The 22,560-nt window shown below is 34.5% G+C and carries 50 protein-coding genes; 46 read left to right on the top strand and 4 right to left on the bottom strand.

All coding sequences use genetic code 11. The features are described 5' to 3' along the window. Window positions 1–82: 82 nt before the first annotated feature. Genes DFR79_RS14055 through lexA form a run of 4 tightly spaced genes read right to left on the bottom strand, consistent with a single transcriptional unit; the run spans window position 83 to window position 2,374 of the window. Window positions 83–1,255, bottom strand: coding sequence for a site-specific integrase (locus DFR79_RS14055; RefSeq protein WP_133516109.1), 1,173 nt, complete (start codon window positions 1,253–1,255; stop codon window positions 83–85). 3 nt (window positions 1,256–1,258) lie between these two features. Further along, a complete protein-coding gene (locus DFR79_RS14050; RefSeq protein ID WP_133516108.1) occupies window positions 1,259–1,489 on the bottom strand; it encodes a hypothetical protein in 231 nt (76 codons plus the stop codon). A gap of 3 nt (window positions 1,490–1,492) precedes the next feature. Continuing rightward, the gene (locus DFR79_RS14045; protein WP_133516107.1) at window positions 1,493–1,747 is read right to left on the bottom strand and encodes a hypothetical protein; all 255 of its coding nucleotides are present in this window, start codon (window positions 1,745–1,747) and stop codon (window positions 1,493–1,495) included. A 15-nt stretch (window positions 1,748–1,762) separates the two neighbouring features. Then, window positions 1,763–2,374 carry a transcriptional repressor LexA gene (gene lexA, locus DFR79_RS14040; RefSeq protein ID WP_133516106.1) on the bottom strand — a complete coding sequence of 204 codons (612 nt, stop codon included), beginning with the start codon at window positions 2,372–2,374 and terminating at the stop codon, window positions 1,763–1,765. Between the two features lie 237 nt (window positions 2,375–2,611). Between lexA and DFR79_RS14035 the strand changes: the two genes are divergently transcribed. The 46 genes from DFR79_RS14035 (at window position 2,612) to DFR79_RS13845 (ending at window position 22,556) form a co-directional block, all read left to right on the top strand. Further along, on the top strand, window positions 2,612–2,848 hold the full coding sequence (locus DFR79_RS14035) for a helix-turn-helix transcriptional regulator (RefSeq protein WP_133516105.1): 237 nt from the start codon (window positions 2,612–2,614) through the stop codon (window positions 2,846–2,848). Between the two features lie 45 nt (window positions 2,849–2,893). After that, on the top strand, window positions 2,894–3,619 hold the full coding sequence (locus DFR79_RS14030; protein WP_133516104.1) for a BRO-N domain-containing protein: 726 nt from the start codon (window positions 2,894–2,896) through the stop codon (window positions 3,617–3,619). Window positions 3,620–3,632: 13 nt separating this feature from the next. Beyond that, window positions 3,633–3,905 carry a helix-turn-helix domain-containing protein gene (locus DFR79_RS14025; protein ID WP_133516103.1) on the top strand — a complete coding sequence of 91 codons (273 nt, stop codon included), beginning with the start codon at window positions 3,633–3,635 and terminating at the stop codon, window positions 3,903–3,905. Between the two features lie 16 nt (window positions 3,906–3,921). Then, entirely contained in the window at window positions 3,922–4,200 is a 279-nt protein-coding gene (locus DFR79_RS14020) for a hypothetical protein (RefSeq protein ID WP_133516102.1), read from the top strand. Beyond that, the gene (locus DFR79_RS16185) at window positions 4,200–4,361 is read left to right on the top strand and encodes a hypothetical protein (protein ID WP_166638069.1); all 162 of its coding nucleotides are present in this window, start codon (window positions 4,200–4,202) and stop codon (window positions 4,359–4,361) included. Before DFR79_RS14020 ends, DFR79_RS16185 begins: the two co-directional genes overlap by 1 nt. A gap of 12 nt (window positions 4,362–4,373) precedes the next feature. Further along, window positions 4,374–4,601, top strand: a complete 228-nt coding sequence (locus DFR79_RS14015; RefSeq protein ID WP_133516101.1) for a hypothetical protein — start codon at window positions 4,374–4,376, stop codon at window positions 4,599–4,601. Then, on the top strand, window positions 4,598–4,966 hold the full coding sequence (locus DFR79_RS14010) for a hypothetical protein (RefSeq protein ID WP_133516100.1): 369 nt from the start codon (window positions 4,598–4,600) through the stop codon (window positions 4,964–4,966). The genes DFR79_RS14015 and DFR79_RS14010 overlap by 4 nt, the downstream gene beginning before the upstream one ends. Then, the gene (locus tag DFR79_RS14005; protein ID WP_133516099.1) at window positions 4,956–5,492 is read left to right on the top strand and encodes a hypothetical protein; all 537 of its coding nucleotides are present in this window, start codon (window positions 4,956–4,958) and stop codon (window positions 5,490–5,492) included. The genes DFR79_RS14010 and DFR79_RS14005 overlap by 11 nt, the downstream gene beginning before the upstream one ends. Before the next feature lie 4 nt (window positions 5,493–5,496). Then, window positions 5,497–6,240 (top strand): DnaD domain protein, encoded by a 744-nt coding sequence (locus DFR79_RS14000; RefSeq protein ID WP_133516098.1) that lies wholly within the window; start codon window positions 5,497–5,499, stop codon window positions 6,238–6,240. Between the two features lie 4 nt (window positions 6,241–6,244). After that, complete coding sequence (locus DFR79_RS16180; RefSeq protein WP_166638068.1) at window positions 6,245–6,421, top strand: hypothetical protein; 177 nt, start codon at window positions 6,245–6,247, stop codon at window positions 6,419–6,421. After that, window positions 6,402–6,623 (top strand): hypothetical protein, encoded by a 222-nt coding sequence (locus DFR79_RS13995; RefSeq protein WP_133516097.1) that lies wholly within the window; start codon window positions 6,402–6,404, stop codon window positions 6,621–6,623. The genes DFR79_RS16180 and DFR79_RS13995 overlap by 20 nt, the downstream gene beginning before the upstream one ends. Window position 6,624: 1 nt before the next feature. Next, the gene (locus DFR79_RS13990; protein WP_133516096.1) at window positions 6,625–6,948 is read left to right on the top strand and encodes a hypothetical protein; all 324 of its coding nucleotides are present in this window, start codon (window positions 6,625–6,627) and stop codon (window positions 6,946–6,948) included. 15 nt (window positions 6,949–6,963) lie between these two features. Further along, window positions 6,964–7,164 carry a hypothetical protein gene (locus DFR79_RS13985; RefSeq protein WP_133516095.1) on the top strand — a complete coding sequence of 67 codons (201 nt, stop codon included), beginning with the start codon at window positions 6,964–6,966 and terminating at the stop codon, window positions 7,162–7,164. A gap of 10 nt (window positions 7,165–7,174) precedes the next feature. Further along, a complete protein-coding gene (locus DFR79_RS16450; RefSeq protein WP_279512893.1) occupies window positions 7,175–7,297 on the top strand; it encodes a hypothetical protein in 123 nt (40 codons plus the stop codon). Window positions 7,298–7,363: 66 nt separating this feature from the next. Next, window positions 7,364–7,624, top strand: a complete 261-nt coding sequence (locus tag DFR79_RS13980; protein ID WP_133516094.1) for a hypothetical protein — start codon at window positions 7,364–7,366, stop codon at window positions 7,622–7,624. A gap of 9 nt (window positions 7,625–7,633) precedes the next feature. Next, entirely contained in the window at window positions 7,634–7,990 is a 357-nt protein-coding gene (locus DFR79_RS13975; protein ID WP_133516093.1) for a hypothetical protein, read from the top strand. Between the two features lie 16 nt (window positions 7,991–8,006). Then, window positions 8,007–8,264: a hypothetical protein gene (locus tag DFR79_RS13970; RefSeq protein WP_133516092.1), complete on the top strand. Its 258-nt coding sequence runs from the start codon at window positions 8,007–8,009 to the stop codon at window positions 8,262–8,264. A gap of 15 nt (window positions 8,265–8,279) precedes the next feature. After that, window positions 8,280–8,606, top strand: a complete 327-nt coding sequence (locus tag DFR79_RS13965) for a hypothetical protein (protein WP_133516091.1) — start codon at window positions 8,280–8,282, stop codon at window positions 8,604–8,606. Then, window positions 8,606–8,794 carry a hypothetical protein gene (locus DFR79_RS13960; RefSeq protein WP_133516090.1) on the top strand — a complete coding sequence of 63 codons (189 nt, stop codon included), beginning with the start codon at window positions 8,606–8,608 and terminating at the stop codon, window positions 8,792–8,794. The genes DFR79_RS13965 and DFR79_RS13960 overlap by 1 nt, the downstream gene beginning before the upstream one ends. A gap of 15 nt (window positions 8,795–8,809) precedes the next feature. Then, entirely contained in the window at window positions 8,810–9,091 is a 282-nt protein-coding gene (locus tag DFR79_RS13955; protein WP_133516089.1) for a hypothetical protein, read from the top strand. A 45-nt stretch (window positions 9,092–9,136) separates the two neighbouring features. Then, the gene (locus DFR79_RS13950; RefSeq protein WP_133516088.1) at window positions 9,137–9,673 is read left to right on the top strand and encodes a single-stranded DNA-binding protein; all 537 of its coding nucleotides are present in this window, start codon (window positions 9,137–9,139) and stop codon (window positions 9,671–9,673) included. A 10-nt stretch (window positions 9,674–9,683) separates the two neighbouring features. Next, window positions 9,684–10,106, top strand: coding sequence for a hypothetical protein (locus DFR79_RS13945; protein ID WP_133516087.1), 423 nt, complete (start codon window positions 9,684–9,686; stop codon window positions 10,104–10,106). 9 nt (window positions 10,107–10,115) lie between these two features. Next, window positions 10,116–10,253, top strand: a complete 138-nt coding sequence (locus DFR79_RS16175; protein WP_166638067.1) for a hypothetical protein — start codon at window positions 10,116–10,118, stop codon at window positions 10,251–10,253. Between the two features lie 109 nt (window positions 10,254–10,362). Beyond that, window positions 10,363–10,623, top strand: a complete 261-nt coding sequence (locus tag DFR79_RS13940; protein ID WP_133516086.1) for a hypothetical protein — start codon at window positions 10,363–10,365, stop codon at window positions 10,621–10,623. A 261-nt stretch (window positions 10,624–10,884) separates the two neighbouring features. Continuing rightward, window positions 10,885–11,022 carry a hypothetical protein gene (locus tag DFR79_RS16170; protein ID WP_166638066.1) on the top strand — a complete coding sequence of 46 codons (138 nt, stop codon included), beginning with the start codon at window positions 10,885–10,887 and terminating at the stop codon, window positions 11,020–11,022. Between the two features lie 49 nt (window positions 11,023–11,071). Continuing rightward, the gene (locus DFR79_RS16165; RefSeq protein ID WP_166638065.1) at window positions 11,072–11,230 is read left to right on the top strand and encodes a hypothetical protein; all 159 of its coding nucleotides are present in this window, start codon (window positions 11,072–11,074) and stop codon (window positions 11,228–11,230) included. Next, on the top strand, window positions 11,227–11,508 hold the full coding sequence (locus DFR79_RS13935; protein WP_133516085.1) for a hypothetical protein: 282 nt from the start codon (window positions 11,227–11,229) through the stop codon (window positions 11,506–11,508). Before DFR79_RS16165 ends, DFR79_RS13935 begins: the two co-directional genes overlap by 4 nt. Then, window positions 11,505–12,338, top strand: a complete 834-nt coding sequence (locus DFR79_RS13930; protein ID WP_133516084.1) for a putative HNHc nuclease — start codon at window positions 11,505–11,507, stop codon at window positions 12,336–12,338. The genes DFR79_RS13935 and DFR79_RS13930 overlap by 4 nt, the downstream gene beginning before the upstream one ends. A gap of 27 nt (window positions 12,339–12,365) precedes the next feature. After that, window positions 12,366–12,605, top strand: coding sequence for a hypothetical protein (locus DFR79_RS13925; RefSeq protein WP_133516083.1), 240 nt, complete (start codon window positions 12,366–12,368; stop codon window positions 12,603–12,605). Window positions 12,606–12,610: 5 nt separating this feature from the next. Beyond that, entirely contained in the window at window positions 12,611–12,964 is a 354-nt protein-coding gene (locus DFR79_RS13920; RefSeq protein ID WP_166638064.1) for a RusA family crossover junction endodeoxyribonuclease, read from the top strand. 33 nt (window positions 12,965–12,997) lie between these two features. Continuing rightward, window positions 12,998–13,309 (top strand): hypothetical protein, encoded by a 312-nt coding sequence (locus DFR79_RS13915; RefSeq protein ID WP_133516081.1) that lies wholly within the window; start codon window positions 12,998–13,000, stop codon window positions 13,307–13,309. Window positions 13,310–13,347: 38 nt separating this feature from the next. Further along, a complete protein-coding gene (locus DFR79_RS13910) occupies window positions 13,348–13,641 on the top strand; it encodes a hypothetical protein (RefSeq protein WP_133516080.1) in 294 nt (97 codons plus the stop codon). Window positions 13,642–13,857: 216 nt separating this feature from the next. Further along, complete coding sequence (locus DFR79_RS13905) at window positions 13,858–14,094, top strand: hypothetical protein (protein WP_133516079.1); 237 nt, start codon at window positions 13,858–13,860, stop codon at window positions 14,092–14,094. Between the two features lie 4 nt (window positions 14,095–14,098). Then, the gene (locus DFR79_RS13900; RefSeq protein ID WP_089858240.1) at window positions 14,099–14,536 is read left to right on the top strand and encodes a hypothetical protein; all 438 of its coding nucleotides are present in this window, start codon (window positions 14,099–14,101) and stop codon (window positions 14,534–14,536) included. A gap of 256 nt (window positions 14,537–14,792) precedes the next feature. Further along, window positions 14,793–14,987 carry a hypothetical protein gene (locus DFR79_RS16160; protein WP_166638063.1) on the top strand — a complete coding sequence of 65 codons (195 nt, stop codon included), beginning with the start codon at window positions 14,793–14,795 and terminating at the stop codon, window positions 14,985–14,987. After that, window positions 14,968–15,285: an HNH endonuclease signature motif containing protein gene (locus DFR79_RS13895; RefSeq protein ID WP_133516078.1), complete on the top strand. Its 318-nt coding sequence runs from the start codon at window positions 14,968–14,970 to the stop codon at window positions 15,283–15,285. Before DFR79_RS16160 ends, DFR79_RS13895 begins: the two co-directional genes overlap by 20 nt. 3 nt (window positions 15,286–15,288) lie before the next feature. Further along, a complete protein-coding gene (locus DFR79_RS13890) occupies window positions 15,289–15,519 on the top strand; it encodes a hypothetical protein (protein WP_133516077.1) in 231 nt (76 codons plus the stop codon). 95 nt (window positions 15,520–15,614) lie between these two features. Beyond that, complete coding sequence (locus DFR79_RS13885) at window positions 15,615–16,004, top strand: hypothetical protein (protein ID WP_133516076.1); 390 nt, start codon at window positions 15,615–15,617, stop codon at window positions 16,002–16,004. 2 nt (window positions 16,005–16,006) lie between these two features. Beyond that, the gene (locus DFR79_RS13880) at window positions 16,007–17,836 is read left to right on the top strand and encodes a terminase large subunit (RefSeq protein ID WP_133516075.1); all 1,830 of its coding nucleotides are present in this window, start codon (window positions 16,007–16,009) and stop codon (window positions 17,834–17,836) included. An 11-nt stretch (window positions 17,837–17,847) separates the two neighbouring features. Next, a complete protein-coding gene (locus DFR79_RS13875) occupies window positions 17,848–19,035 on the top strand; it encodes a phage portal protein (RefSeq protein ID WP_133516074.1) in 1,188 nt (395 codons plus the stop codon). Next, window positions 19,007–19,609, top strand: a complete 603-nt coding sequence (locus DFR79_RS13870; RefSeq protein WP_208107558.1) for an HK97 family phage prohead protease — start codon at window positions 19,007–19,009, stop codon at window positions 19,607–19,609. The genes DFR79_RS13875 and DFR79_RS13870 overlap by 29 nt, the downstream gene beginning before the upstream one ends. Window positions 19,610–19,624: 15 nt before the next feature. Next, on the top strand, window positions 19,625–20,767 hold the full coding sequence (locus DFR79_RS13865) for a phage major capsid protein (protein WP_133516073.1): 1,143 nt from the start codon (window positions 19,625–19,627) through the stop codon (window positions 20,765–20,767). Window positions 20,768–20,821: 54 nt separating this feature from the next. Next, a complete protein-coding gene (locus DFR79_RS13860; RefSeq protein ID WP_133516072.1) occupies window positions 20,822–21,409 on the top strand; it encodes a hypothetical protein in 588 nt (195 codons plus the stop codon). An 11-nt stretch (window positions 21,410–21,420) separates the two neighbouring features. After that, on the top strand, window positions 21,421–21,870 hold the full coding sequence (locus DFR79_RS13855) for a head-tail connector protein (RefSeq protein ID WP_133516071.1): 450 nt from the start codon (window positions 21,421–21,423) through the stop codon (window positions 21,868–21,870). Between the two features lie 4 nt (window positions 21,871–21,874). Next, entirely contained in the window at window positions 21,875–22,177 is a 303-nt protein-coding gene (locus DFR79_RS13850; protein ID WP_133516070.1) for a phage head closure protein, read from the top strand. After that, window positions 22,170–22,556, top strand: a complete 387-nt coding sequence (locus DFR79_RS13845; protein ID WP_133516069.1) for an HK97 gp10 family phage protein — start codon at window positions 22,170–22,172, stop codon at window positions 22,554–22,556. The genes DFR79_RS13850 and DFR79_RS13845 overlap by 8 nt, the downstream gene beginning before the upstream one ends. Window positions 22,557–22,560 lie beyond the last annotated feature (4 nt).

Raw genomic sequence — 22,560 nt, 5'->3', positions numbered from 1 at the left:
ATAACATGGGATTGTGCGCATAAAATAACTAAAGTATTAATATAACAGGGATTATAGGGAATGGTCAGTGCAAAATCCTGCACTAATCCTGCACTGAGAAAACGGACCCTACAGCTTTTGAAATATCATTTCTCGCTCTTTCAAAATCTTTCTTTAGAAAATGGCTGTAAGTATCAGCAGTAATCACGTAAGAAGAGTGGCCGAGTAACTTTTGAAGTTCTTTAATATTTTTGTTTTCAGCTAAAAATAGAGATGCAAAAGTGTGTCGAAATATATGGGATGTGATCCAGTCAGGGAAGCCGCCAGCTTCTCTGGCTTTTCTTATTTTATTCTGTACAGTTCTGGGAGCATAATGTTCTCCATCATCTTTGCAAAGAATTAAATTATGGTCCTTATATTCATCGCCTAAGTGCATTTTCATTTCCTGCTGCCTTTTCCAGATACCGCGATAAAAGTTTGCTAGGCTATCTGATATAGGTATCTTTCTAAACCTATCAGCCGCTTTCGGAGTCTCTTTAAATACAGTTCCTCTGCCGATAACATAGACAGCAACCTGCTCAACAGTAATAATCCCCTTGCTAAAGTTTAAATCCTTCCACCTGGAGCCTATCATCTCCTCAAGACACATTCCGGTATTAATTGCAATGTAACAATAATCAAATAGATACTGATCATAATCCTGAACAAATTCTAGCCATTTTTTAAGCATATCTCTATTGATTGCTTTTACTTTTTTCTTTTTCTTTGTGACTTTTCGCTGAGTTTTGCCACCAGGCTTCCTGACATTCTGTATTGGATTTTGATAAATATAATTCATTTCATCGGCATAAGTGAGAGCAGAAGAGATAATCGCATAATGATATTGTTGAGTTTTTGTACTTCCGCCGCGCTTTCGAATAGAAGTGAGGTAAGACTGAATGTGAGCCGGCTGAATCTCTTTAAGTTTTAATTTACCCAGCATTTTTAGAACTTGATGATAGAGTACATTATAGTACCTATCATGAGTAACAGGAGACAGCTGCTCATCTACATACTCATCAAACCACCTGTCAATATACTGCTTGAAAGTCATGTTGGCAAATTCCATCAAGATGCCCGTTTCTTTTTCTAGCTCTTTATCTCTGGCCCACCTTTGAGCTTCTTTTTTTGTATCGAAAGTGCTGCTTTCTCTAATTTGTTTACCTTCAGAATCCCGGCCCATATAGACAAATACTTCCCAGTTGCCTGCTTTAGTCTTTCTGGGTTCACTTGCCATTGATTAATCACCTTCTTTTTTGAGTTTTTCATTAATTTTTTTGAGATTATCAATTATAGCAGCTAAGGCCCAAAAAAGTCCGAAACCTACAAGGCCACTTGCGATATAAACGCCAATTAAATATGGATTAGCTTCCATTATACCTGATCCGTAATCAATATATCCAAATTCAAAAACACCTAACATCCCGCCTAAAGCTGACAATATACCGAGAAACTGCAAGAAACCTACCATGATTTATTCCTCCTTTTGCAAAACTTGCCTAGTGTTTCTAACTTCTGAAATTAAAGCTGCTAAACCTCCAAAAATAGTACCGACCGCAATAAGCATAATCCCGAAAGCTATACCTTGAAAAGCTCCAAATAAACCATAATTTGAACCCATCAAAACCATTGAACGCATTCCGCTGAAAGAAAAATAGAAAACTATTGCTGACAATAACCAACTTCCTGCTGTAAAAAACCAAAGTATTCCTAAAATTACATCTGTCATAATTTGCCCCCTTTTTTAAAATGATCTTGTGAGACCAACAACTTTGCCAATAATTCTTGCGTCTTTACTTTTAATAAAAATTGGATCATACTTTTTGTTCTCTGGCTGTAAAATTACATTGCCGTTTTGCTTGAAGACTCTCTTTAAAGTGGCATCATGAGCATTAACCATAACAACCGCTATTTCTTTATGTGCTACATCGTTTTGTTTTCTAACCAAAACTAAATCGCCTTCATGAATCCCAGCTCCGATCATACTGTCGCCGCTAACTTCTAAATAAAAATATTGACCGTTTTGAACTTTCTCAGTAGGAACTTTTGCATATTCTTTAATGTTTTCCTCAGCAAATACAGGTTGGCCTGCTGCTATTGAACCTAACACTGGTATAATTTCAAATTCTTTATATCCTTCTATTTTATTTTCGTGGTTTTCAAATTCGCTTAAAAGGTAAGAGGAGGATATACCTAAAGCTTTAGCTATTCTTCTAAGTACTTTTAAAGAAGGTTCTTGCTTATCATTCTCTATTTCAGATAAATAACCTTTAGATATATTAGCTTTTTCTCTTAAATCTGATTGAGTATAACCAGCTTCTTTTCTAATCTTTTTAATTTTTTCGCCCAAACTCATAATTTTGCTCCTTTCTGTATGTTCACTATGATTGTACAATTACATTATAATACATTATTATGTTCGTGTAAAGAGAAAATTTGTTAACTTTCTACGAACATCAAAGAATTAAAGAGTTAATATTACCTAACCGCTTTTAAGAGTCCATAATTATATTTTATGGGTTTTGCTATAATGAACTTTAGTTTATATAATAATTTTAGAATTCAATATTTACGAAAAAAGGAGGTGGTTTAAGTGAGTAAGTCAATAGGGCAATTAATTAAAGAATTGAGAGTAGAAAAAAGGATGAGGCAAAATGAGTTAGCAAAAAAAGCTGATCTTTCAAGAAATTATCTTTCTGAAATTGAAAATGAGAATGCTGACCCGAGTCTCAGGGCTTTAAGAAAAATAACATTAGCTTTGGATGTCAGCATGACTCAAATTTTTGAAGAATCGAACTATGAAGAAGTAGGAGAGAACAAAAGCAAATAATTTTTTGCGCAAAGGTTCGTAAATAGTGAATATAGGAGGTAAAAAATGAGCAATATTAAAATATTTGAAAATAAAAATTTTGGAGAAGTAAGAACTTTAAAAAGAAATGATCAGGTTTTATTTGTTGCAAAAGATGTTTGTGATTCTTTAGATATAAAAAATACTACTGATGCTGTTAAAAGATTAGATGCTGACGAAGTGACTAGATTGAATCTAGGGGGTAGAGTTGGAGAAACAAACTTAGTTAATGAATTTGGCCTTTATAATTTAGTATTAGGTAGCAGAAAGCCAGAAGCTAAGAAATTTAAGAGATGGATAACTCATGAAGTGATACCTGAAATCAGAAAAACCGGCCAGTATATTTCAAAACCAAATTCAGTAGAAGACTTAATAATTATGCAAGCTGAATCAGTAAAAGAATTAAAACAGAAAGTTGATCATCAAGAAAAACAAATCGAAACAATTAAAGGTGCAATAATCCATACTGACGAGGATTGGAGAAACTGGGTTAATCAGCAAATTAACAGTATAGCTTTTAGAAACAAAAATTACAGGGAAATTAGAAAACAGAGTTATGACATTTTGGAAAATAGAGCAAGATGCAGACTCGATGTCAGGCTAAATAATTTAAAAGACAGGTTAGAGCAGGCTGGAGCTAAAAAATCAAAGATTAGGCAAGTAAATAAACTTGATGTAATTGAAGAGGAACCAAGACTGAAAGAAATTTATACAATGGTAGTTGAGAAATTAGTTATTAAGTATTCAGCTTAAGTGGGTGAGAAAATTGGATATAACTATTCAGGCAAGAGAAATACTTGAAGAAAAAATAGAAGAAGAGAGAATGAAACTACCTTTTGCCTTAACTGCTAATCATTTATCTGAACTTTTAGGAATCAGCAAAAGAAAAGTTTATGATGCTATAGCAGCTGGAGACATACCAGGAGCAAAAAAAATCAATCAGTCCTGGCGGATCCCGAGAGATACATTTTTAAGTTGGTTTTATGGAGAAGAAGTTATAGATAAAAAACCTTTTAAAGAAATAAGGGTAGTTAAATAGAGGGGGGTCAATAATAATGATTGAATTCAAAAAAATCAAAAAAATAGAACTTGATGTTTATGATCTTATCAAAAGATATGAAAGAACAGGCACTAAAAAAGAACTACTGAAAGAATTACGAGAAATAAATAAAGATATGCTAAAAGCGCAGCAGGGTAAGCCAGCTGCAGCTAAAGAAATAAAAAAGGCTCTAGAAATTTCGAAACAGGCAAGAAGAGATGACAACACATCCTGGAGGGCCGGAAATATTGCAGGTTTAGAAAAAGCATTAAGAATTATAAAGGAAAATAAATAATGAAATTTACACTAAAATTAAACCCTCACAAAGTTGGAAACTTAATGCACATTGTAGCTGTTCAGATTAATGACGATGGAAAAGTAATTAATGAGACCAATGTAGGATATATTGAAAGAAAATACTCAGATAGAATTGAATTTACAGAAAAGACTGATTGAGGAGGGAAATTAATGACAGAGATAGAGAAGTTATTACTACAAACATTCATAATGGGAATGATCTGGAGTTTTTTATTACAGAAAATCATTCTCTTTCTTTTTGAAAACATCAGAAAATTATGGAGAAAAAGCAGAAAAAGCTCAGCTGAGTTCGAATCAGCTAAGCTAGTTAAGAAAAAACAATCTAACTATAATATATCAGAATTTAAAAACATTAACAACCTGGAGCGATGGAAATGATGACAATTAACAAAAAAATAGCATTCAGTTTTTTCATCATGGTCTTTTCTATTGGAATTGCGGTCGGAACTGTCTTAACAGCCGACGAATATTTGGATAATCTCGTATCAAACGAGCAGACGATTGAGATTAAGGTACAAAAGGCTATCGAAAAGAAGATTGACGAGAAAGAGGCAAATATGGAACTTTACGAGGCCATTTATTTTGATAAGGAATTAGGTCAGACAATGTATTTCTTTTTCAGAAGTGACGATAATCCATTCTGGCGGGCAAATGAAATACTGGAGAAAGAAAAGATTAAATTTAGTAATCTGAGGTTGAGAAAATCAAAACTATTAGAGGAGGAAAGGCCTAATGAAAATTAAAAAAGCAATTAAGGAGTTAAAGAAAGATAATGTTCATTGTTGGCGGGAAGAAGAAAACACTTATTGGGTAACTAATACGTATTTTTTAATTAGGATGAATCAAAATCAGTTTAATAGATTCAAGAGTAAATATTCTTCATTAAAAAGAAATGCCTATATACCAGATTTAGAAGTTGGAGATAAGTGCTCCACCTATGGAATGACTTTGAGTGGAGATGGCCCGGATATCGGAGAATTATTTGAAAAACTAGATAGTTTTGAACCGGCAAAAGCATCTAAGTTTATATTTGATGATGAATATAGACTTTATTATACCAACAATTGCGTTGGTGTAATGCAAGATAATTATTATCAAATTTTTGAAGGTTATCAATTAAAAATCAAGAGTGAAATTTCTATTGTCGCAATTTATTCTGACAACGGAAATCTGGTTGGCTTAGTTATGCCAGTTAGACCTGATCGGTTTGAATTAAACAAAGAACTTAAAGATTTGCTAAATGCTTTAGAAGGTGACACAAGGGGTTGATTAGGTGGGAGCTCAAGGATGGATTTCTCTTCATAGAAAAATGCAGAATAATATTCTCTGGCAGGATAAACCTTTTGCGAAAGGTCAAGCTTGGATAGATATACTGCTTTCGGTTAATCATAAAGAAAATGAAGTTCTGCTGGGGAATGAAGTTGTAAAGGTCGAGCCAGGGGAAATGATAACTTCAATTAGAAAACTTTGTGATCGCTGGGGTTGGTCAAATACAAAAGTTAAAAACTTTCTAAAACTTTTGACCAATCAAGAAATGATAAGTTATAAAAGCGACACTAAAAAGACGGTCGTTAAGGTGCTAAATTATAGCGATTATCAAGGTTTAGATAATTGTAAAAACGACGCAAAAACATATCAAAAGCATAACCAAAACACATCAAAAACACATCAAAAACACACAAACAATAATGTTAATAATGATTTAATAATGAAAAATAATGAAAATAAGAAAAAGAAATTCAAAATTTTCTTTGAAGAAAATGTGGATAAGTTCGAAAACTACCTGCAGCAAATGTCAGAGGCAGTAATTTTGAAAGCCTGCAAGATTTCAGTCGAAAAAGATAAACCCCTGGCATATTGTCGAGCAGTATTGAACGATTGGACCCAAAAAGGCATTGAAGATATTGACGATCTTAAGACAGCTGCTAAAAATGCTAAAAATAAAGACAGTCCTGATAATTGCGACTACAAGTGGAAAGACCATTTCATAGACGATTGGGATAGATTTAAGGAGTGAGGAAATGTCAATTTCAAATATTGAAATAGTTTGTATGGAGTGCGGAAAAGAAGCTCCAATAAATCATGAGGAGTCAACTGAAAACTGGACTGTATATGGAACAACATGTGAAGAATGTGGTGGCAAAACAGGCGCTAAATTTATTAGGGGTGGTGAAAGAGATGAAACCAGTAATAGTTAATGGGAATGTTGACCAGACGACTAAAGACGATATGGCAGATTTGATTAAAAGCGTAAAACGGGAAAATGAAGGAAAAAGGATTAAACTTGCTGGCCCGGTCATTGAAAGAGCGCTGGAAAGTGCTAATTATACAGACTTTGAGATAGACCTTAGCGAAAGCTTCAAAGAAATCAGGCTGGAAATCAAAGTGAGAGGTGCTTAAAATGGCTTGGTCTATGAAGGACGCGATAAAAACTGCAAAGGCTGCAGTCAAATGGAGTGGAGAAAAAGATTTGACTTATAGGTCCTATAAGCGATATAAGAAAAAGTTTGGCGGACCGAGTATAGGGTTTATCATTAAAAGAATGAAATGGTCAGAATTCAAAAGCAAATATCTCGGCATTGAAAGAATTAGCGCGAAAGAAAGAATGCTAAAAAAGCTTGAAGATAACTTCTGCGGTCACTGCAAAGAAAAAGATAACTGTAAAATTGAACTGGAGGATTGTGATCACTGGGAATATTGGAAAAATCAAAGGAATACTGGTTAAAGTTAGGAGGGACAGATGAAAATTAAAAAACAAAATTTTTTCAGATATAGAATTCATTATAAAACATTTGAGGATACAGGAAACGTGCTTATAAGCACTTCCAAAAGAATAACTCCAGCGCGAAGGCGGAGATTAGAAGATGAATTAGAAGAAAAATTGAATAAAAAAAGCAAATTAGTAATCACTAATATTGAGTGGATTAACAAAATCGGCTAAGGAGGGCGACATGAATCTTGATCACATCAAAGAAAAACTTAGAAAAGAGCATCCAGGACTACCGGAATCAGTAATTGATGAAATTGTCGAGGAGAAGTACAGAAAGTTGCAAGAGGAAGAAGATGAACAGTAGAATTGTATTTTGGATATTTATAATTTGGTTTATAGCGAGGTTTACAAAAATAGGCAGGAGGTAAATATGATTAATAAAGAGTGCAAAAGTTGTCGAAAAGAAACTGATCACCGAATTAAAGAAACTGAATTAACAAGTTATTCTGATTACAAAATTCTAATTTGCCAGGAGTGCGGCGAAAAAGAAATGGTTCCAGAAAAAATATTAGAAAGCCGGGAAAAGTCAAATAATGAGTCTGAAACGGAAGCAAATAAAGTTGGTCTCGACGGTGGATTTGATAGAGAAGTAGACCCAGATTGTAATAGTGGAGCCTGTGGAGCAAGGTAGGAGGATAAATTGAATATAAAAGAAATGGAAAAGCATTTAAAAAATGAAGTTAATATTCAGATTAGAAGACAAGAAGGAATACAAGGCAAGTTTGAACCATGGTATAAGAATAATAAATTATCAATGCAGGCTAAAGGTGTTATGAATTACTTGTGGGACCAGCTAGAATGGACTGATAAAACTAATATCAAGTTTATAACTCACCGGTTCAGTAATTCAGAGTATGAAGTCAAATGTGCAATAAACGAGTTGATAAGACATGGGTATATATTTGCTTACCAGGTTGAAGAAAACATTGTTAGATTCGATTTATTCAGATCAAAATTAAGAGCTAAGAATAAAAAATATTTAGAAGATTTATTATAAAAAAGAGGGGCTTAAAATGTGGAAACTAAAAGAATTTGAGCGGTCAATGTATAAGATTATCGAAGTAATAGACGAAGATGGGAATGTTGTTAAGACTTTTGTTGCTGACCAGTTAACTTATGCAGAAAAGAAAAAGAAAGCTCAATTAATAGCAGCTGCACCAGATTTGTTACAGGCAGCGGGAGAAGCGCAAGATTATCTAAAAGAGTTTCCTGAAGAATCTTTAGGGAAAAAATTAGGATATGAACTTGAATGTATTATTAAAAAAGTCTAAAGGAGTTGATGAATAATGGTTCAAACTAAAATGAATGGAGATAATGAAGGTGCTGAGGAAGGCCTTAAAAAAATTGGAGCAGCATTAGAAAGACATGGCGAAACAATCAAATTTAAGACTACCAAAGGTCCGCCACCACCGCCATTAGAAGTTAAAGAGAATTTTGAAAAGAAATATAACAAATTAGGAATGGCAGTGGCTCAATTACTAAATTATATGGATATGGAAGAAGGAAGTTTAGTTGTCAGGGGTTATGATATAGATCTTTTAGAAACTTTGATAAAAAATGATTTTGGGTATTTAGTGCATGGAAAATATTCAAATATAGGAGATGATAAATAATGTCTAATAAACAAATCGAAAGGTTGCATAATAATTTGAAAATATTCTTAGGTATGGAAGGTGTTTTTGATCAAGAATTTGAAGTTATGTCAAGCGAACCTAGTTATGATGATGTTAAAACTATTAAACAGTTAAATGATGCTATAGAAGATGAAATAAGTTATATGGCAGATTTAGCAGAATATTAAAAAGGAGGTTTGTTTATGAATTTTGAACTTTATGATTTTCTCAAAGAAAATAATTGCGATCTAAGGTTTGACCCCATGGATATTTTTAATCAAATGACAGTTTTAATAAGGCCATGTAACCTAAAAGATTTTTTAGAAACTATTCCTCAGTATTTTTTGGAAACAGGGATATTCGAAGACGATGTTGATTTATGTTCAGATGGAACTGTTATATTTAATCTAGAAAAGATATTGAGAGAGGGAGAATATGATATTGATAAATTCATATTGCTCGCTCTTGGTGATAATGATGTTTAAACTTACTGGAAAAGAATATAAAAACCAAATCAAGGAAGTGATTGAATGCTCAACAGAATAGTTTTAATAGGCCGCCTAACTCGAGACCCCGAGCTACGCTATACCAGCAACGGAACTCCCGTCTGTAACTTAACTTTGGCAGTAGAAAGGAACTACACAAATGCAGATGGAGAAAAAGATGTAGATTTCATCAATATCGTTACCTGGAGGGGCCTGGCAGAAAATTGCGCCAGGCATCTGGGAAAAGGAAGATTAGTAGGAGTAGATGGCAGCCTGCAGATTAGAAAGAGTGAAAAGAACAACAGAACTTACATTAATCCAGAGGTAAATGCAGATAATGTTCGATTTCTGGACTTTGCAAACAATAATAGCCAGAGAAATAATTCACAAACTAAAGGGAATAAGCAGCAGAATAACAGCCAGGGACCGGGCCAGCATTCTAACGGCCAGCACTCTAAGAATAATAGCCAGCACTCTAATAGCAAAAATAACAATCAAAAAACCCAGCAAAATAGTGGACAGCAAGTAAACGAACAGTATAACGATAATTTTGAGGGAGAAGATTTTGAAGTACCCTTTTAGGAGGTAAATCATGAGAATTGCGAATTTAACTGTTCAAATTTACGATAAAGGAGAGTGGAAAACCTTGAAAACTTCGAATAAAAATAAATTACAATTTGGCATTGGTGATGAAGCTATATTCCAGTTTTTTGACAGACAAGTAAAAGTAAAAATAGTTGGCTATGATGGTGATAATTACGTAATTAAACTTGGAGAAGATAATTATATAACAGCTGCAAGAGGCCAACTATCTACTCCTAAAAAGCCAGATGAATTAGAAGGCGGGGATAAAATAAAAGACAAGCACGGGAATGAATACAAAATCATAAAAAGAGCAAAAGACTATTATAACAATAAAATAGTATATTTCTGCAGAATTATCAATGATGAGCAATTTGAAGGAAAATTAACTGTAATATTTGCTCACTGCGTTGACGAAATAATCTACGATTGAGGTGTTTGCATGAAAACAAAAGTGGTCAAAAAGAGATTTGGAATACTAATAATAGATGGAATTAAAATGAGACCACCGGCTGAAATTGAGAACGATCGACCGGGCCAGCTAAAAATATCATATAAACCAAAAGAAAAAGTTTCATAAGTTTATGTGCCTGGCATTGGAGGGTAGGAGCAATAGAAATCATCTATTGATATCCTGACACCGGGTGGGCGCCGGTAGACATTGTTTCAACCCTCCAGAAAGGAGGTAAATGGAAGATTATTATATTTGCGAAATAGATGGTTGTGACGAACAAATTAGAAAAGGAAGCCTTTGTCATTATCACAAGTCATTAACTAACCGGCCATGTGCCTGGTATTATCATAAAGAACTCGGGATAGCTTCGGTTGAGTGGTGTGATAAGAAAGTAGAAAGATTTGATAATGTCAGCTGTGAAGGTTGTGAGGACCATATAGACCCAAAAGATGGAATAGAAATAATTGAAAGGTTGACTGGCCTTAATCAAGGGTGATGGCCCGGGCCAGTAGAAAGGAGTAGAATAATAATGATATACACCTTTAACAATTATGAAATTGACGCGTTAACAAACAGAATTGCGCAAAGGGTGTGCAAAGAAATGCCAGAATTGCCACCGGAAGCACATAACTATATTCAATCTATTTGTCATGATGAAATTAGCCAAATAATAAAGAAAGGAGACAAAAATGAATAAATGTCCTGAATGCGAAACAATGTATGCAGAGGAAGATGGTAGAGGAGGCGTCTGCCGTAGATGTTACGAAAGACAGCAAACTGGAAGTATGGAAAAAGACATGAGTTGGTTCGCCCAACGAGCGGGCCAGAAGAAATCAGACAGGATTTAAGACCTAAAGACCTTAAGAACTTAAGATCTTCCCCCGGCTGGTCTTGAACTGAGGTCTTATTAAACAGAGAGTGATATATTAAAGGGAGAAATTTAAATGAGCAAAATCAAGAAAAGAATACCTTGCCCAAATCCATATTGTGATCCAGAAGAAGGTTGTTGTATTTGTGAATATACAAATCATATATATGTATTTGTAGAGAATGAAGATGATGAAGTAAAATTTAATTTTGATGTTGAAGGAGGCGGAAAATGAAATTAGGGCAAAAAGTTAAATTCAATAGTCATTTAAAAAAGAGAGATAGATACGATGAAAGAATGGACAATGTTAAGTATAAGACGTTAGAACTTGATGAGCCATTAGAAGGTTATATTTCAGGCAAAAGAACAATACCTTACAAAGGATACTCAGACCAAGAACTAGGTTATCATTACTTTGTTCCCGAGGAATACAAAGAAGTAATTTTGGTAGCTTGCAATTGGAGTGGGTTTTATAGAGTTCCTGAGGAATGGTTACAGGAGGTTGAAGAATGATATTTAGATGCAGCTTAAAAAAATGGAAGACTCGTAAAAATTCAGGAATAGTAAACCTGATCATAAAAGATATACCAGATGGATTTGATAAGTTTGAAGATAAACCATTAATTGTGAACTTTAATCAGATGGCCCAGGCCTCAGCTAAAATCAAAAATATAGAACAGTTGGCTAATGGAGATCATGAAGTTATATTGATAACTGGGAAAGACAGCAAAAGGGTTTTGATTAATGTCGGGCCAAAACTCAAAGAAATGGAAGAAATCAGAGTAAAATTTGAAATAAACAAAAAAGAGCAGCAAAGATTAATGAATATGATAACCAAAAGCCAGAGAAATAAAGCATTTGCTGTCATTGAGGATATGGGTAACTCAATAGGGTATGAAAAGGAAGAAATGAAAGAGGCCCTGGTTATGAGGTTTGCTGAGGTATCTGAACATGGAAGAATAAGTTTATCAGATTGTTCTAAAAAGGCAGCAATTGATTTTATAGACTTTGCAATAAGGCTAGGTTATGAGCTGGGAGTGGAGTGGAAAGAAAACCCCAGGAATAGATTGGATAGCCTGGATAGATGGTTAAGGATGTGCCTGGATAAAAAAATATGTGCTGTCAGTACTAAGCCAGGTAAAAACTATTATATAGACAATTCAGGTGAAATAGTCCATGTTCATCATGGTAATAATATTGGAATGGGAAGAAACAGGCAAAAAATTGATGACAGTGAGTTGGAGAAAATATGTTTATCGGCTGAATACCACTATATAGCTCACAAAATGGGCTGGGAATCATTCAAAAAGAAGTATCATGTTTATGCTATTGTTTATCCTTGATGGCCCGGGCAATGAAAGGAGATAATAATGCCTGATTTAAAAGTTTATTGTACTAAAGATTGGTATTTAAGTTATATGATCACTGGCAGAGTTATAGCATGTAGTCCAGGCACCAGAAATGAATTATTGCTTGAAGATAGAAAAACACATGATGATTTGAATGTTAGACTTTCTATCGACAAGAAAAGCCATAAAATAAGCAAAATTGATAAAGAGTGGTTAGGCTGTGAACCTGAGGGGAATTGGTATGACATTATAAGGAGATGAATATTATGGAGAAGTTTGGATTTGTAGTTGCAGGTAGACCAGTACCTGCTCAAAGAATGACACAGAAATCTAAGTGGACAAAAAGAGCTAGAAAAAGCTTACAGTATCAAAGAGATATAGCTTGGCTGTGGAAAAAGGCTTCTAAAGGGAAAAAGCTAAAAGGTGATTTAAAATTAAGTTGTGAATTTTATTTCAATGACAAGCGGCACGGAGACTTAAGTAATCTAGTAAAAGCAGTTGAAGATGGGCTGCAGTATGCAAATGCTTTTGACAATGATAAGCAGATTAAGAGATACGGCAAAACTGGAATATTTTTTGATGATGAGCCGAGAGCTGTAATTAGGATTGAAGAAATTTAGGGTGCTGGCCCGGTCGAAAGGAGAGGTTTAATTATGAATAAAAAAGATATTATTTTTGCGTTGAATGAACTTGTTCAAGAATCTAAAGAAATTCCAACAAGCAGAACTGCTAGAGAATATTTAACTGATGGAATTGAGGAAATTGTAAAAGAAATAAAAAACGACTTAGACAATCCATTACTTTTAAGAGAATTTACGGTAGGATTTAATGTTGATGAACTAGAAGTTATGCAGAAGCTACAGCCGATTGAAAGAAGGTTAATAACTATCAATGATCAGATTAATAATGCTATTGATCAACTCAATAGAATGAAAATAAAAATAGGAGTTGAGGTTAATGAGTGACAAAAATATAGATGCTGGCCCGGTGATCGGAATTAAAAATGGATAAAAAACAAATTTATATAAAAGCAATAGACAAGTGGGGCTTTAAATCTCAATCAATTATGCTAATGGAAGAGTGCGCAGAATTAATTCAAGCTGTATCAAAGTTGCATAGGACCGGAAATCCAAATAAAATGTATGAGGAAATAGCGGATGTTGAAATTATGATAGAACAAATCAAAACTTTTTACGGAGATGTTGCAGAAAAAGAAACTGATAAGCATTATAAAAATAAACTTGATAGATTGGAAGGGCTGATTCAAAATGCTGGAGGAAGCAAAAAAGATATGTGAATATCAAGGAATTAAAACTCATATTCAAGTGCCGGTTATTTGCCCTCACTGCAACCGGAGGACAATGATATTAGATAGTGTTAAGAATAAAGGCACTTGCATTAGATGCGGAAGAGAGAAACCAATTAATGAGCTTCTGAGGGAAGAGGAAGCTGATTGGCTGGAAAGACACAAAGGTACCGATATTAAAATGAGGACTAACAGGGGTGATTGCGGGTGAATATTGAAATCATTAAAATATCAGCCAATACTACTGGGTTTATGGTCGGTAGAAAAGAATGCATAACTATTGACTCCTGGAATGTAACTTTTTATTTTGAAAAACATTCTAATGAATTAATTACAAAGATTGAGCCAATAACAATTAAAATTAAAGAAATCCCGGATAGTACTGAAGAATTAGAAAAAATAATATTTAATGAGTTCGCTAAACTATTTCAACAAAAAGGGTGATTGGATGCAGGATTATTATTCAAGAGTAATTAAGGAGCTGCTTAACTACAAAGAATATAAACAGCGATGTGCCGTAATCAGAATAGAATTAGACGAATTAATTGAGTCAAATCGAGGGGTAAGTTATGAAGGAGTAAACGTTAAAGGCAGCAATGATTTTAGATCAGCTACAGAAAATGCAGTAATTAATCGAGATGAAAGTGAACTCAAAGAAGAATTAAGAAGTAAAGAGTGCATGATAGCAAAAATTGAAGAAGCTCTAAAGGCGCTAGACACGATAGAAAGATTTGTAGTGGAAAAAAAGTATATGACAGGAAGATTCGAGAAAGATGTGAACATATATACTCACCCAAAATTCGAGTGGGGAAGAAACAAATATTATGATTTTAAGGACCAGGCAATAGAGAAAATAGCAAGAATTCTCGGATATGCAAAAAAATAAACAGTTAGTAAACAATTAGTAAACATTTAAGGCTTTAAAAGATGATATATTAATATCATGGAAAGTATAAGTTTTTTCAATAACTTTCCTCCTTTATTGTTTTGCCCGGCTTGTTACCAGACGAGCTGGGTTTTTCTATGCCAAAAACTAATAATTACAGAAATCGTTGTGGGCGTCTGTTGGATACCTCTTTTATAATATACTGCTGCCGGCCAGCCCAGCCGGTTTATATTACATATTTGCCAGAGGTGATTTGATGCCAGCCATTATTAGAGGCGACAAGACATGCAGCAAGTGTGAAAGTAAATACTTCTCCAAAAACGCTACTAAAGATATGAATAAGCATAATCTTTGCTTTGATTGCATACTTGCTTATCATAGATATATTTTTGCTGATGATAATGACATAATTAGCCTGGAGGATTGGAAAGATGGCAAAGGAATGGGCTAAAAGTTTTTATAAGAGTAAAGAATGGCAAGAATGCAGAGAGGCTTATATCACAGAAGTGAATGGACTGTGCGAGAGATGCCTGGAGAATGACAAGGTCAATCCAGGCAAAATAGTTCATCACATTGAATACTTAACTCCTGACAATATTAATGATCCAGAAATTACTCTTAGCTTCGACAACTTAGAATACCTATGCTTAGACTGCCATAATGAGGAACATGGAGTAGGGGCGAGTGCGGAGGTAGTTAGACAAGGATTAATGTTTAACAGTCATGGAGAACTGATTAAGGAGGGATAAATAATGAGTAAATTTTTAAGCGATCAAAATAAAAATAGGTTAGAACTTCTATTTACTTATTTAGATTTATTATCAAATACAGAAGTTGAATCAGAAGCAGACAGAAAGAGAAGAGTTTGTGATGAGATTGAAAAAATTTTAGACATTGAAGAAAAGCCTGAAAGTTATTTAATAAAAGTTAGAGCCAGTGGTTGCCCTGAAGAAATAGCAAACGTTTTGGAAGAAAACATGTAGCCCCCCTATTTTTCTCGGGGGTGGTGGCTGCTTGGGGACCGAGAGGGGATACACAATTAATACATATCAAGCTCACGAGGGGGGTGTGGTATAAAATGTCAAATACAGCAGCTAAAAATAACGAGTTTTTAGAAAAAGATAGGCGAGTTAAAGAAGAAAAAGAAAGATTAAGAGCAATTTTAGAAGATTTAGATATAGATAGCCAGAGAATGGATATAGCAAAGTCATTAATTGCAAATGCAGCATTTATGGCCATAACTCTCCAGGACTTGCAGGATGAAATCAATGCTAATGGAGTTGTATCAAAGTATCAGAATGGAGAAAACCAATGGGGTACTAAACAATCTCCAGAAGCAAGCACCTATATTTCATTAGTTAATAGACATAATGCTGTTATGAAGCAATTGCTTGACTTGTTGCCAAAAGAAGAAGTTACTAATCCCGAAAATATTATAGAAAAGTTTGAAGCATCGAGGCCTGATTAAAGATGATAGTTAGATGCTCAGGAACTAAAAACGATGGCAGCAGATGCAGCAGAGAAAAAGAATTTAATGATAATCCACCAAATGAGTGGAGATGTTGGCAGCACCCTAAAAAAACAAAAGAAAAAACTAAGAAAAACAACAGTAATTATATAAGATATCCTTTGAGTTATAATCCAATCATTGAATATAATAATAAAATTCAATCTGGCGAAATAATAGCCTGCAAAAAAGTTAAAAAAGTTTATAAAAAACTTGTAGCTGATGTTCATGACGATCAAAGCCAGTGGGAGTATAGTGCCGGCCACGCTAATCATGCAATTGAGTTTATAGAAAATTTTTGCAAACAATCAAAAGGTAAATGGGGAGGCCAGGCGCTTAAATTAGAACTCTGGCAGAAGGCTTTTATAGCAGCTATTTTTGGGTTTATTCATAAAACTAACAGAACAAGAAAATATAGAGAAGTATTATTAGTCGTTGCCAGAAAGAATGGAAAATCAACTCTTTCATCGGCGATTTCTTTATATCTTCAAGTTGCCGATAATGAACCAGGGGCCGAAATATATGCGGTTGCTACAAAAGAAAAACAGGCCAAAATAGTATGGTCAGAAGCTAAGAAAATGGTTAAAAAATCACCATTCTTACTGAAAAGCATTAAACCTTTGGTTAAAGAATTAAAGGGCCGACATAATGATTCAACTTTTGTGCCTCTCGGGTCTGACAGCGATAGATTAGACGGGCTCAATGTGCATGGAGCCTCTCTTGATGAGATACACGCATGGAAATACAAGAACCTTTACGATGTTATCAAAGACGGTACATCAGCAAGAGAACAACCTTTAATATTTATGATCACAACTGCTGGGACTGTTAGAGAGCAAGTTTACGACCTAAAGTATGATGAAGCAGAAATGATTATTAATGGATTTGATGATCCAGAAGGTTATAAAGACGAAAGATTTTTACCAATTATTTATGAGTTAGACAAAAGGTCCGAATGGACTGACAGAAAAAACTGGAGAAAAGCTAATCCAGGGCTTGGTACTATTAAGAAAACCGACAACTTAGAAACTAAGGTTCATAAAGCACAAAATAATCCTTTATTAGTTAAAAACTTATTAACTAAAGATTTTAATATCAGAGAAACATCTTCTGAAGCATGGTTAAACTTTGAAGAATTGAATAATACAGCAAACTTTGATGTTGGGGAGCTAAATCCCCGTTATGGCATCGGAGGAACTGACTTATCCAGCACTACTGATTTAACTGCAAGTAGTGTTCTTTTTATGCTTCCAGATGATCCGACAATATATTGTTTATCTATGTATTGGCTGCCAGAAGATTTATTAGAGCAGCGTTCCAGAGAAGATAAAATTCCTTATGACCAGTGGGTTAAACAAGGTTATATGAGAACCACTCCAGGCAACAAAGTGCATCCGAAATTTGTTACTCGGTGGTATTTAGAGGTCCAAAATGAATTAGATATTTATATTCCCTGGATTGGTTATGACTCCTGGAGTGCTAATTACTGGGTTGAGGAAATGCAAGGTCATTTTGGTAAAGAAGCAATGATTCCAGTTATCCAGGGTAAAAAAACATTATCAGGACCAATGAAACAACTGGGGGCTGATTTAAAAGCTCATAAAATTAATTATGACAACAATCCAATAACTAAATGGTGTTTGAGTAATACCTCAGTTGATATAGATAAAAATCTTAATATACAACCCGCAAAGCAGCGTAATCAAAGAAAAAGAATTGATGGTACAGCTGCAATGCTTAATGCTTATGTGATACTCCAAGACAAAATGCAAGAGTATGAAAACATGATTTAGGAGGTGATTATTTGGGGTTATTTGACAAGATATTCGGAGGCGGGAAAACTAATAAAACCACTCAGGCTTTTAAGTTAATCAGTTCATCTAATAATTATTTTTCTCCCTGGTCTGGTGATGTTTGGCAGAACGATATTGTCAGAGCTTGCATAAGGCCGAAATCAGACGCTATCGGAAAGTTAAATCCTAAACATATTGAAGGCTCAGGCGACAGTATAAAAGTAAATGATAGGCCACAAATTCGAGAAGTTTTACAAAACCCAAACTCTTACATGAGTATGCAGGATTTTCTTTCTAAAATGGTTATTCAAAGAGAACTTAACCATAATGCTTTTGCTTATATAGATAGGGAAGATGCAAAAATAAAAGCTATTTATCCAATTCCAGTGAGTAGATCAGAGTTAGTTGAGGACAATTCAAATGATTTATATATGAAACTTTGGTTTAAAACTGGCAAATATGTAGTTGTTCCTTATGAAGATGTTATTCATCTTAGAAAAGATTTTAATGAACATGATATTTTCGGAGACGGCCATTATCAAGCCTTGCAAAATTTAATGGATGTAATAACAAACACAGACAATTCAGTTATAAATGCGATTAAAAATGGAGCGGTTATTCGCTGGTTACTAAAGTTTAAGTCTAAACTTAGACCAGAAGATAAAAAAGTGGAACTTGAAGAGTTTGTCAATAATTATTTGTCAGTCGAGAATGAAGTTGGAGCTGCAGCAACAGATCCGTCTTATGATGCAGAACAAGTTGAGCCCAATGATTATGTTCCCAATGCAGCACAAATGGATCGCTCAATAAAACGGCTATATGCTTATTTTGGTGTAAACGAAAGCATTGTAATGAATAACTATGATGAAGACGAATGGAACTCTTTTTATGAGTCAGAAATAGAACCAATTGCGATTCAATTATCTAATGCTTTTACAAATGTGTTTTTTACCAAAAGAGAGCGAGGATATGGCAATAGAATAATTTTTGAAGCTTCAAACTTGCAGTATGCAAGCATGAAAACAAAGCTGAATCTGCTGAATATGGTTGATAGAGGAGCGCTAACTCCTAATGAATGGCGCAAAGTAATGAATTTAGGTCCAATCAAAGGCGGAGATGAGCCAGTCAGGCGATTAGATACAGCACCAGTAGAAGGGGGTGAATTTGTAGATGAAGACACCGAAGAAGATGAAGAATAAAAAAGAAAAAAGAAACCGTTCTACTGATATTGAATTAAGAGAGTTAGAAGAAGGGCAAAGCAGAACTATTGGTGGTTATGCCCTTAAATATAACCAGCGATCAGAAATATTAACTGACTATTGGGGTGATGAATTTGTAGAAGAATTTGCTCAAGGTGCTTTTGATGCAAGCTTACAAGATAGAAGCCAAAAAGCTCTCTGGAATCATAAGTCAGAACTCCCGCTAGGAAGTGTTAAAAGTGGAACATTAAGGTTTAATTCTGATTCTAATGGTTTAAACTACGACATTGATTTGCCAAACAACTCATGGGGAGATGATGCTTTAGAAAGCATTAAAAGAGGCGATGTTGACGGCAGCTCATTCGCATTTACAGTCATTGATGATAAATGGTCAGAAATAGAGATTGAAGGCAGAACTATTCTTAAAAGAACTGTTTTAGAAGCTGAAATACATGAAGTTAGTCCATGCACTTTCCCCGCTTATTCAAGTAGTGAAATCAAAATGAGAAGTCTTAAAGGTTATAAAAATGAAAAAGAAAAGCGAAAAAGATTAATTCTTTTAACAAAAATTTAAGGAGATGATTAAATAATGGACCGTATAAAAGAAATTGAAAAAAGATTAACAGAAATCAGAAGCAAATTAAAGGATAAAGAAGCTGATGTTGATATTGATGCGCTAGAAAAAGAAGTTAGAGAACTTCAGGATGAAAAAGAAGAGTTGAGAGAAAAAGAAAAGCGGCAAAAAGTTGCGGAAAGTATTAAAGCTGGGGAAACAGAAGTAAGAAGCATTGAAGCAGCCAAAGAAACAAAACCAAAAGTAGACAAAGCTGAAAAGAGAGGCAAAGACCTAAAAGAAAAACGTTCTGTTACTGTTGGATCATCTAACGTTCTTTTAGAAAAACACCAGTCAGATGCCATTAACCCTACATTCAACGAAGTATCTAGCTTAATTGATAGAGTTGCAGTTAAAAATCTACCGGGCGGGGAAAGCTACCAAGAATCATATGTAAAAAGTTATGGCGAAGGTGGATATACTGATGAAGAGGGAACTCCGACTACTGCAGAAACAACTTTTGGATATGCTGATATTAACAAAACAAAAGTTACTGCTTATGCTGAAGATACAGAAGAAATACTTAAACTTCCTGCTGCCGATTATGACGAAGAAGTAATGAAAGGTATAACAAAAGCTATCAGAAAGAAAATCACTAAAGAAATTCTTATTGGCGATGGAACAACAGGTCACTTTGTCGGGATTTTTGATGATGGAGCAACTGCTATTGATGCAACTACTGACAAGTCAATTGCCTCTATTGATGAAAATACTCTTGATGAAATCATTTATAGCTATGGTGGGGATGAAGATGTTGAAGATGCCGCTGTATTAATACTTAACAAAAAAGACTTAAAAGAATTTGCTACATTAAGACATACCGATGGAACAAAAGTGTATGATGTAAAAAATAACGGCAACACAGGGACTATTGACAGCGTTCCTTATATCATTAACTCTGCTTGTAATGCTATCTCCGATGATGCAGTAACAGCAGGCGAATATTCCATGGCTTATGGAGTCTTGTCTCATTATAAAATGACAGTATTCTCTGACGTTGATGTTAAAAGATCTAGCGATTATAAATTTAAGGAAGGTATGTTAGCTCATAGAGGAGTTGTATTCTCTGGAGGTAATGTCGTTTCTAAAAATGGATTCTTAAGAGTCAAAAAAGGATAAATAATTATTAGGGCTGGCTTATGCTAGCCCTTTTCTATAAGGAGGTATAAATAAATGAGTTATGTAGCATTGAATCATAAACTTGACAGAAAAGTAAAAAATGATGCTGGCACAAGTGAAAAACTAAGAGCTATTGCAGAATTAGATATTGGCGCAGTTGAAGCTCAAGATATTGCTGGAGTTTTAGGCTCTACATCCTTAACTTCTCAAACTCAGACTATTACATCTGGGATTACTGATCCTAATGTTCCTAGAAACTTAAAAATTAAAGCTAATGCAGCAAGTGTGGCTGGGGATATTGTAATTAACGGAACTGACATTGATGATAATGCAATCAGCGAAACAATTGCTCTTAATGGCGATACAGAAGTGCAAGGCAATAAAGCTTTCAAAACTGTCATAAGTATTGAGTTGCCGGTTGAAACAAATGCTGGAACTGATGAGGTCCAGGTGGGAGTAGCCAACAAATTAGGATTACCTTATAAGCTTGAAAGAAACACCGTATTAAAAGCTTATAGAGATAATGTTTTAGAAGCTACCGCTCCAACTGTTGCTGTCGATTCTGCCAACATTGAAAACAATACAGTGCTATTAGATAGCGCAATGAACGGCACTGATGTAAATGTGTATCTAATAGTATAGGGGGCGATTAAATGGCTCTCTTGGATGATGTAAAGACTTCATTAAGAATTACAGCCAATGATTATGATGCAGAAATAACCGGAGTAATCGAAGCAGCCAAAAGCGATTTAGACACTAAAGGTTTATTAAAAATAGAAGAGACAGATGATTTAACTGTTTATGCAATTACTTTATACTGCAAAGGAAACTTTGGCTATGACAACCCAGAAGCTGAAAGATTTTTAGAAGTTTATGAGTCAATTGCAAATAAATTATCTCAACTCAGAGAATATAACAGTTACAAAATTACTATCAATGCTTCTGAACAATGTACTGTTGTTTTTGATGGAGAAGAAAAAGAAACTGCCAGCTCTGGGACAGTTATTTTTTATAGCAGGCCAAAAAATCAAGTAGAATATAAAATTGCTGATGGCGAAGCTCAATATATTGATATCACTGGCGACATAACGATAAGTGGGTGATTGAATGAGATATAACAAAATTATTCATCTTATTTCAACTACAATTACTCAAGACGAGTGGGGAAATGAGATTGAAACTCGAACCGAAAGAAAAGTCTTTGCAAATGAAAATTCTATTGGATCATCTGAATATTATAATGCAGCTAGCCAGGGATTAAGACCAGAAGTTAAATTTGAAATTCGCTCAGTTGAATATGATGGCGAGAAAGAAATTAAATTTGATGGAACAATTTATAATATTATCCGCAGCCAAAAGATGGGCGCAAGAACTATTCTCACTTGCGAGAGGGTGAATGGCGATGTCTAAAACAGTTAGCATTGACCAGCTCGCAGATGAAATAGTTAACTCAGTCCAGGATTATACTGAACCTGTTAAAGATGCAATTGAAAAAGAAACTCGTTCAACTGCTCGTAAAATGAAAAGAGAAATTAAAAGTAATTCTCCTAAAGAAACGGGTGAATATGCTAACGGCTGGAGCTATTCTACAAGCAAAAAGTACGGGAAAATTGTTATTACAGTATATAACAAAGATAAACCGCAGCTAACTCATTTACTTGAGAATGGACATGCAATTGATGGTGGAACTGGTAGAGTCGAAGGAATACCGCATATCGGACCGGCTGAGAAGAAATATATTGCTGAGTACCAAAGAAATATTAACAAAATACTAGAGAATGGAGGTTGATTGA

The sequence above is a fragment of the Halanaerobium saccharolyticum genome, assembly GCF_004362045.1.
Classification (GTDB): domain Bacteria; phylum Bacillota; class Halanaerobiia; order Halanaerobiales; family Halanaerobiaceae; genus Halanaerobium; species Halanaerobium saccharolyticum_C.
The sequence above is the reverse complement of the archived record's forward strand: the minus strand, read 5'-3'. Positions and strand labels throughout refer to the sequence as shown.

What these genes read in the sequence shown, in the direction of transcription:
- DFR79_RS13870 (WP_208107558.1), top strand. Translation starts at nt 19,007, where the DNA reads ATGAAGACACCGAAGAAGATGAAGAATAAAAAAGAAAAAAGAAACCGT.
- DFR79_RS13845 (WP_133516069.1), top strand. Translation starts at nt 22,170, where the DNA reads ATGTCTAAAACAGTTAGCATTGACCAGCTCGCAGATGAAATAGTTAAC.
- DFR79_RS13865 (WP_133516073.1), top strand. Translation starts at nt 19,625, where the DNA reads ATGGACCGTATAAAAGAAATTGAAAAAAGATTAACAGAAATCAGAAGC.
- DFR79_RS16175 (WP_166638067.1), top strand. Translation starts at nt 10,116, where the DNA reads ATGAAAACAAAAGTGGTCAAAAAGAGATTTGGAATACTAATAATAGAT.
- DFR79_RS13990 (WP_133516096.1), top strand. Translation starts at nt 6,625, where the DNA reads ATGGCTTGGTCTATGAAGGACGCGATAAAAACTGCAAAGGCTGCAGTC.
- DFR79_RS13930 (WP_133516084.1), top strand. Translation starts at nt 11,505, where the DNA reads ATGATATTTAGATGCAGCTTAAAAAAATGGAAGACTCGTAAAAATTCA.
- DFR79_RS14005 (WP_133516099.1), top strand. Translation starts at nt 4,956, where the DNA reads ATGAAAATTAAAAAAGCAATTAAGGAGTTAAAGAAAGATAATGTTCAT.
- DFR79_RS13890 (WP_133516077.1), top strand. Translation starts at nt 15,289, where the DNA reads ATGAGTAAATTTTTAAGCGATCAAAATAAAAATAGGTTAGAACTTCTA.
- DFR79_RS13940 (WP_133516086.1), top strand. Translation starts at nt 10,363, where the DNA reads ATGGAAGATTATTATATTTGCGAAATAGATGGTTGTGACGAACAAATT.
- DFR79_RS13855 (WP_133516071.1), top strand. Translation starts at nt 21,421, where the DNA reads ATGGCTCTCTTGGATGATGTAAAGACTTCATTAAGAATTACAGCCAAT.
- DFR79_RS13885 (WP_133516076.1), top strand. Translation starts at nt 15,615, where the DNA reads ATGTCAAATACAGCAGCTAAAAATAACGAGTTTTTAGAAAAAGATAGG.
- DFR79_RS13970 (WP_133516092.1), top strand. Translation starts at nt 8,007, where the DNA reads ATGTGGAAACTAAAAGAATTTGAGCGGTCAATGTATAAGATTATCGAA.
- DFR79_RS13895 (WP_133516078.1), top strand. Translation starts at nt 14,968, where the DNA reads ATGGCAAAGGAATGGGCTAAAAGTTTTTATAAGAGTAAAGAATGGCAA.
- DFR79_RS13920 (WP_166638064.1), top strand. Translation starts at nt 12,611, where the DNA reads ATGGAGAAGTTTGGATTTGTAGTTGCAGGTAGACCAGTACCTGCTCAA.
- DFR79_RS13980 (WP_133516094.1), top strand. Translation starts at nt 7,364, where the DNA reads ATGATTAATAAAGAGTGCAAAAGTTGTCGAAAAGAAACTGATCACCGA.
- DFR79_RS16180 (WP_166638068.1), top strand. Translation starts at nt 6,245, where the DNA reads ATGTCAATTTCAAATATTGAAATAGTTTGTATGGAGTGCGGAAAAGAA.
- lexA (WP_133516106.1), bottom strand. Translation starts at nt 2,374, where the DNA reads ATGAGTTTGGGCGAAAAAATTAAAAAGATTAGAAAAGAAGCTGGTTAT.
- DFR79_RS13850 (WP_133516070.1), top strand. Translation starts at nt 21,875, where the DNA reads ATGAGATATAACAAAATTATTCATCTTATTTCAACTACAATTACTCAA.
- DFR79_RS13925 (WP_133516083.1), top strand. Translation starts at nt 12,366, where the DNA reads ATGCCTGATTTAAAAGTTTATTGTACTAAAGATTGGTATTTAAGTTAT.
- DFR79_RS16165 (WP_166638065.1), top strand. Translation starts at nt 11,072, where the DNA reads ATGAGCAAAATCAAGAAAAGAATACCTTGCCCAAATCCATATTGTGAT.
- DFR79_RS13965 (WP_133516091.1), top strand. Translation starts at nt 8,280, where the DNA reads ATGGTTCAAACTAAAATGAATGGAGATAATGAAGGTGCTGAGGAAGGC.
- DFR79_RS13900 (WP_089858240.1), top strand. Translation starts at nt 14,099, where the DNA reads ATGCAGGATTATTATTCAAGAGTAATTAAGGAGCTGCTTAACTACAAA.
- DFR79_RS13950 (WP_133516088.1), top strand. Translation starts at nt 9,137, where the DNA reads ATGCTCAACAGAATAGTTTTAATAGGCCGCCTAACTCGAGACCCCGAG.
- DFR79_RS14055 (WP_133516109.1), bottom strand. Translation starts at nt 1,255, where the DNA reads ATGGCAAGTGAACCCAGAAAGACTAAAGCAGGCAACTGGGAAGTATTT.
- DFR79_RS13955 (WP_133516089.1), top strand. Translation starts at nt 8,810, where the DNA reads ATGAATTTTGAACTTTATGATTTTCTCAAAGAAAATAATTGCGATCTA.
- DFR79_RS13935 (WP_133516085.1), top strand. Translation starts at nt 11,227, where the DNA reads ATGAAATTAGGGCAAAAAGTTAAATTCAATAGTCATTTAAAAAAGAGA.
- DFR79_RS14045 (WP_133516107.1), bottom strand. Translation starts at nt 1,747, where the DNA reads ATGACAGATGTAATTTTAGGAATACTTTGGTTTTTTACAGCAGGAAGT.
- DFR79_RS14030 (WP_133516104.1), top strand. Translation starts at nt 2,894, where the DNA reads ATGAGCAATATTAAAATATTTGAAAATAAAAATTTTGGAGAAGTAAGA.
- DFR79_RS13880 (WP_133516075.1), top strand. Translation starts at nt 16,007, where the DNA reads ATGATAGTTAGATGCTCAGGAACTAAAAACGATGGCAGCAGATGCAGC.
- DFR79_RS13960 (WP_133516090.1), top strand. Translation starts at nt 8,606, where the DNA reads ATGTCTAATAAACAAATCGAAAGGTTGCATAATAATTTGAAAATATTC.
- DFR79_RS13945 (WP_133516087.1), top strand. Translation starts at nt 9,684, where the DNA reads ATGAGAATTGCGAATTTAACTGTTCAAATTTACGATAAAGGAGAGTGG.
- DFR79_RS13860 (WP_133516072.1), top strand. Translation starts at nt 20,822, where the DNA reads ATGAGTTATGTAGCATTGAATCATAAACTTGACAGAAAAGTAAAAAAT.
- DFR79_RS14020 (WP_133516102.1), top strand. Translation starts at nt 3,922, where the DNA reads ATGATTGAATTCAAAAAAATCAAAAAAATAGAACTTGATGTTTATGAT.
- DFR79_RS16160 (WP_166638063.1), top strand. Translation starts at nt 14,793, where the DNA reads ATGCCAGCCATTATTAGAGGCGACAAGACATGCAGCAAGTGTGAAAGT.
- DFR79_RS14050 (WP_133516108.1), bottom strand. Translation starts at nt 1,489, where the DNA reads ATGGTAGGTTTCTTGCAGTTTCTCGGTATATTGTCAGCTTTAGGCGGG.
- DFR79_RS14015 (WP_133516101.1), top strand. Translation starts at nt 4,374, where the DNA reads ATGACAGAGATAGAGAAGTTATTACTACAAACATTCATAATGGGAATG.
- DFR79_RS16170 (WP_166638066.1), top strand. Translation starts at nt 10,885, where the DNA reads ATGTTACGAAAGACAGCAAACTGGAAGTATGGAAAAAGACATGAGTTG.
- DFR79_RS16185 (WP_166638069.1), top strand. Translation starts at nt 4,200, where the DNA reads ATGAAATTTACACTAAAATTAAACCCTCACAAAGTTGGAAACTTAATG.
- DFR79_RS16450 (WP_279512893.1), top strand. Translation starts at nt 7,175, where the DNA reads ATGAATCTTGATCACATCAAAGAAAAACTTAGAAAAGAGCATCCAGGA.
- DFR79_RS13915 (WP_133516081.1), top strand. Translation starts at nt 12,998, where the DNA reads ATGAATAAAAAAGATATTATTTTTGCGTTGAATGAACTTGTTCAAGAA.
- DFR79_RS13985 (WP_133516095.1), top strand. Translation starts at nt 6,964, where the DNA reads ATGAAAATTAAAAAACAAAATTTTTTCAGATATAGAATTCATTATAAA.
- DFR79_RS13995 (WP_133516097.1), top strand. Translation starts at nt 6,402, where the DNA reads ATGAAACCAGTAATAGTTAATGGGAATGTTGACCAGACGACTAAAGAC.
- DFR79_RS13910 (WP_133516080.1), top strand. Translation starts at nt 13,348, where the DNA reads ATGGATAAAAAACAAATTTATATAAAAGCAATAGACAAGTGGGGCTTT.
- DFR79_RS14010 (WP_133516100.1), top strand. Translation starts at nt 4,598, where the DNA reads ATGATGACAATTAACAAAAAAATAGCATTCAGTTTTTTCATCATGGTC.